The sequence below is a fragment of the Aeromonas sp. HMWF014 genome, assembly GCF_963878295.1.
Taxonomy (GTDB): domain Bacteria; phylum Pseudomonadota; class Gammaproteobacteria; order Enterobacterales; family Aeromonadaceae; genus Aeromonas; species Aeromonas popoffii.
In genome coordinates this window covers 4,963-9,785 of the sequence record NZ_CAWNYS010000292.1, presented here as the reverse complement: position 1 = coordinate 9,785, position 4,823 = coordinate 4,963, and the positions used below count along the sequence as shown (strand labels likewise).

6 protein-coding genes are annotated in these 4,823 nt (G+C 59.1%); 2 read left to right on the top strand and 4 right to left on the bottom strand.

Annotated features, from left to right (window positions below; translation table 11 throughout):
- Both AAC083_RS12110 and AAC083_RS12105 read left to right on the top strand, forming a co-directional pair.
- Positions 1-244: oligopeptide/dipeptide ABC transporter ATP-binding protein (locus tag AAC083_RS12110; protein WP_339735813.1), on the top strand; the 244-nt coding region annotated here is incomplete at its 5' end.
- Positions 245-299: 55 nt separating this feature from the next.
- A complete protein-coding gene (locus AAC083_RS12105) occupies positions 300-1,085 on the top strand; it encodes a peptide ABC transporter ATP-binding protein (RefSeq protein ID WP_042035419.1) in 786 nt (261 codons plus the stop codon).
- Between the two features lie 157 nt (positions 1,086-1,242).
- On the opposite strand, the gene miaE is transcribed toward AAC083_RS12105, so the two are convergent.
- The 4 genes from miaE to AAC083_RS23070 form a co-directional block, all read right to left on the bottom strand.
- A complete protein-coding gene (gene miaE / locus AAC083_RS12100; RefSeq protein WP_108536729.1) occupies positions 1,243-2,001 on the bottom strand; it encodes a tRNA isopentenyl-2-thiomethyl-A-37 hydroxylase MiaE in 759 nt (252 codons plus the stop codon).
- Between the two features lie 199 nt (positions 2,002-2,200).
- The gene (gene purF, locus AAC083_RS12095; RefSeq protein ID WP_042035416.1) at positions 2,201-3,721 is read right to left on the bottom strand and encodes an amidophosphoribosyltransferase; all 1,521 of its coding nucleotides are present in this window, start codon (positions 3,719-3,721) and stop codon (positions 2,201-2,203) included.
- Positions 3,722-3,742: 21 nt separating this feature from the next.
- Complete coding sequence (locus AAC083_RS12090; protein WP_042035415.1) at positions 3,743-4,231, bottom strand: CvpA family protein; 489 nt, start codon at positions 4,229-4,231, stop codon at positions 3,743-3,745.
- Between the two features lie 187 nt (positions 4,232-4,418).
- A partial coding sequence (locus AAC083_RS23070; RefSeq protein ID WP_308811010.1) for an aminoacyl--tRNA ligase-related protein occupies positions 4,419-4,823 on the bottom strand: 405 nt, incomplete at its 5' end.

The window sequence follows — 4,823 nt, the reverse complement described above, 5'->3', positions numbered from 1 at the left end:
CCCCTATACCGATGCCCTGCTCAAGTCCATTCCCGACTTTGACAAGCTGGTGCGCCACAAGTCACGGCTCGAAACCCTGCCCGGGGTGATACCGCCGCTACAGCACCTGCCCATCGGTTGCCGGCTCGGTCCCCGCTGCCCCTATGCCCAGAAACAGTGCGTACAGACGCCGCTGATGAGCAAGATCAAAGGGCACCAGTTCAGCTGCCACTTCCCGCTGAACATGGAAGAGCCGAAAAAATGAATTCAACACGTTATCAGCCCGTGGCCGCATGCTCTGCCACCAAGGAGCCAGGACAGTGATCGAACCCTCCCTGCTGCAGGTCAGAGGCCTTAGCAAGACCTATCAGAACCGCACCGGCCTGTTTCGGCGTCAGGCGGTCGAAGCCATCAAGCCGCTCTCGTTTGACCTTGAGGTCGGCCAGACCCTGGCCATCGTCGGCGAGGCCGGCTCCGGCAAGAGTACGCTGGCGCGGATCCTGGCGGGCATGATAGAACCCACCGCCGGCGAGATCGCCATCGAGGGTCAGACGCTGGTCCATGGCGACTATCAGACCCGCTGCAAGCTGCTGCGGATGATCTTCCAGGACCCCAACTCCTCTCTCAATCGCAAGATCCGGGTCGGCCAGATCCTGGAGACACCGCTGCGGCTCAACACAGAGATGAGCGACGAGGAGCGGCACGACAAGGTGGTACAGACCCTGCGCATGGTGGGCATGTTGCCGGATCACGCCCTCTTCTATCCGCAGATGCTCTCCGCCGGTCAACAGCAGCGGGTGGCGCTGGCCCGGGCACTCATTCTCAATCCCAAAATCGTGGTAGCCGATGAGGCACTCTCCACCCTGGACATCTCGGTACGCTCCCAGATCATCAACCTGCTGCTTGAGATGCAGGAGACCATGGGGCTGAGCTATGTACTGGTGGCCAACGATCTGGGGGTCGTGAGCCACATCAGTGACGAGGTGCTGGTGATGCACGAAGGACGGGTGGTGGAGCGTGGCAAGACGCTCAAGGTGTTCGCCGATCCCCAGCACGAGGTGACGCGCCGCCTGATCCAGAACTACAACAACGAATACCGCCGCTGATCCCCAGGCCGGAGCCGACCCTGGTACCAGCCACCCCTCTTCGTCATCTGCTTGAAAAAGCCTAAAAAAATCCCGGCTCAAGGGCCGGGAATTGCGCTCAAAAATGAATGCATCGCTCGTAGTAGGAACATGGCCATGGTAGGCCGCGCCTCTTACGTCAACCATTGTCAGATCTGACAGGCCGCCCGCTATGGAACCTGAACTGCGGATCCGGCGAGCAGATAAGCTCTGCTTCAATCCGGCCAAAGTAGGCGACCCGCTCACGGATATCCTCCCCCGCATACTGCTCGGCCAAGGCCAGATAGTCCTGATAGTGGCGCGCCTCCGAACGCAGCAGGGAGACATAGAAGCGACCCAGCTCCTCGTCCAGATGAGGCGCCAACTTGGCAAAGCGCTCGCAGGAACGCGCCTCTATGTAGGCGCCGATGATCAACTTGTCGACTATGGTGGCAGGCTCGTGAGTGCGCACATGCTGCATCAGGTTGCGGGCATAGCGGGAGGCGGTCACGGGGCCATAGGGGATGTTGCGCGCAGCCATCAGCGCCAGCACCTGCTCGAAGTGGTGCAGCTCCTCCTGGATGAGCCGCACCATGGGAAACAGCAGCGGATTGCGTGCCAGCTCCTCGAACACGGTGCGATCAGACTCCCCCATGCTGCGCTTGCCCAGGATCTCGGCCTTCTCCGGGATGGCATCCAGCTCCCGATAAAATGCCAGCTTGGGCAACAGATGGCGCTTGCCCTTGGGCAGGCAGTAGCGCCGCACCAGGCTGTGGGCGGTGAGCGCAGCCTTGTTCTCGCAGTTCGCGTGATCGATGAGCAGGGTAGGCAGATGGGCGGGATCTCGCGCCATGGCTACCCACTCGTCCGGGGTCTCACACTGCAAAAACTGGTGCACGGGGGCTAGCAGGTCATCCATCTGAATTCTCGTCTGTTCTGGTTGATACGGCGGCGCGATAGGTGCGCGGCTGCCCATGCTAGCGGATCCCGCCGCCACTGCCCACACCCTGCGGTATAAGTGATTATTTTTACAGCAAATACCCCTCTGCTGCTCCGCCCAGACACGACAATGGGGGCCGCGGCCCCCATCTCATATCTTTCATGAACAACGAAAACGTTTAACTACCTTCGTTAAAAATTTCCAGGTTGCTGGTGCCTTCCTGCCACTCACGCACCGCCTTGTTGTCGTCGCTGCGCAAGGCATTCAGGTGGTCCAGATAAGATTGATCCACATCGGAGGTGACATAGTGACCGTTGAACACCGAGGTCTCGAAGTGACGCAGCTCGGGGTTGATCTCCCGCACCGCCTCTTCCAGATCTTCCAAATCCTGGAAAATCAGACCATCGGCACCGATCAGCTTGCACACCTCTTCCACTTCCCGACCGTGGGCGATCAGCTCGTTGGCAGTGGGCATGTCGATACCATAGACGTTGGGGAAGCGGATCTCCGGTGCCGCCGAGGCGAAGTAAACCTTGGCCGCCCCCGCTTCACGGGCCATCTGGATGATCTGCTCCGAGGTGGTGCCGCGCACGATAGAGTCATCCACCAACAACACCTTCTTGCCCTTGAATTCCGAGCTGATGGCATTGAGCTTGCGACGTACCGACTTCTTGCGCTGGGTCTGACCCGGCATGATGAAGGTACGGCCTATGTAGCGGTTCTTCACGAAGCCCTGACGGTAAGGCAGGTCGAGGGTATGGGCTATCTCCAGCGCCACGTCACAGGAGGTCTCGGGGATGGGAATGACCACATCCACGTCCAGATCTTCCCACTCACGTGCAATCTTCTGACCCAGCTTGCGACCCATGTTAAGGCGGGCGGCGTAGACGGAGACCTTGTCGATGCATGAATCGGGACGGGCGAAGTAGACGTATTCGAAGATGCAGGAGCTCATCTGCGGATTTTCCGCACACTGCTCGGAGAAGAGCTGTCCCTGCTCGGTGATGTAGATGGCTTCACCGGGGGCGACGTCACGTACCGTCTCGAAACCGATGGCGTCCAGCGCCACGCTCTCGGAGGCGAGCATGTACTCTACCTGGCCCTGCTCATCGGCCCGACGACCCAGGATCAGCGGACGAATGCCGTTGGGATCGCGAAACCCGATGAGACCGTGACCAATCACCAGCGAGACCACGGCATAAGCACCGCGGATCTGCTGATGGGTCTTGCGCACCGCAGAGAAGATATCCTCCGGCCGCAGTGCCATCTTGTCGCACAGATCCAGTTCGTGGGCCAGCACGTTCAGCAGCACTTCCGAATCGGAGGTGGTGTTGATGTGGCGACGGGCCACCTTGAACTGCTGCTCCTTGAGATCCTTGGCATTGGTGAGGTTGCCGTTGTGGGCCAGCACCATGCCGTAGGGGGAGTTCACGTAAAAAGGTTGGGCTTCAGCGGCACTTGAGCTGCCTGCGGTGGGATATCTGACATGACCTATGCCGATGTTCCCTTGCAGACGCTGCATGTGACGCACTTCAAACACGTCCTTCACCAGGCCGTTGGCCTTACGTTGCCGGAAGTTTCCACTGTCTATGGTCACGATCCCGGCGGCATCCTGTCCCCTGTGTTGCAACACCGTCAAGGCGTCGTAGAGGGCCTGATTGACGGGGGTGGTGCCAACTATACCGACAATACCACACATGTCTTTGCTACCTCGAAGTCACTATACCTGTTTAAGATAACTGGACGAGTTCAACATGAACCCGAAAAACCACTGGATCACCGGTTTGAACTCGGGAACCAGTTTGGACACCACCCACCAGTCGCTCTGGGAGAGGCTGGTAAAGGTATCCATAAAAAACAGCAGGGCACTGACAACCAGTACCCCGCGAATGGCGCCAAAACAGATGCCGAGCACCCTATCCGTGCCTGACAGGCCGGTCTTTTCAACCAGCAGCCCCACCACGTAGTTCACCACGGCGCCCAGGATCAGGGTCGCCACGAACAGAGCGGCGATGGCCAGGCCGTTGCGCACCATGGGATCCGAGAAAGAGGTAAAATAGATGGCGAGATCGGGATAGAAATGGCTGGCGATGAAGAAGGCGATAAACCAGGTGACAAGCGACATGGCTTCCTTGACAAAGCCGCGCACCAGGCTGATGAGGGCGGAAAAGCCGATGATGCCGATGATGGCGTAATCAATCCAGACCATAGAGAAAAGTGTCCTGCGAAATTGCGGCGCAGTCTAACAAAAACGATTGCGCAATGCTTGATAAAAATGTGTTAACTGTTCAAAGCGGCGCCGAAAAGCCGCATTTTTTCAGCACTAAAACGGTTGATTGGCGCCAGAATGCACAACGCCATGGCAATGCCATGGCGTTGTAGTCAGCGGCGTGAGCTTACCCTATGTGGGTCAGACCGCCCATGTAGGATTGCAGCGCTGCCGGGATGGCGATGCGGCCATCTTCCTGCTGATAGTTCTCCATCACGGCCACCAGGGTGCGCCCCACGGCCAGGCCGGAGCCATTCAGGGTGTGCAGCAGCTGGGGCTTGCCGTCGATGCGGACGCGCGCCTGCATGCGCCGCGCCTGGAAATCGGTGCAGTTGGAGACAGAAGAGATCTCGCGGTAGGTGTTCTGGGCCGGCAGCCACACTTCCAGATCGTAGGTCTTGGCGGCGCAGAAGCCCATGTCACCGGTGGCCAGCGCCATCACGCGATACGGCAGCTCCAGCAGTTGCAGCACCTTCTCGGCGTGACCGGCCATCTCTTCCAGTGCTTCCCAGGATTTTTCCGGGTGAACCAG

Excerpts from the sequence above, each read along its gene's own strand:
- miaE (WP_108536729.1), bottom strand. The coding sequence starts at position 2,001 with ATGGATGACCTGCTAGCCCCCGTGCACCAGTTTTTGCAGTGTGAGACC.
- purF (WP_042035416.1), bottom strand. The coding sequence starts at position 3,721 with ATGTGTGGTATTGTCGGTATAGTTGGCACCACCCCCGTCAATCAGGCC.
- AAC083_RS12090 (WP_042035415.1), bottom strand. The coding sequence starts at position 4,231 with ATGGTCTGGATTGATTACGCCATCATCGGCATCATCGGCTTTTCCGCC.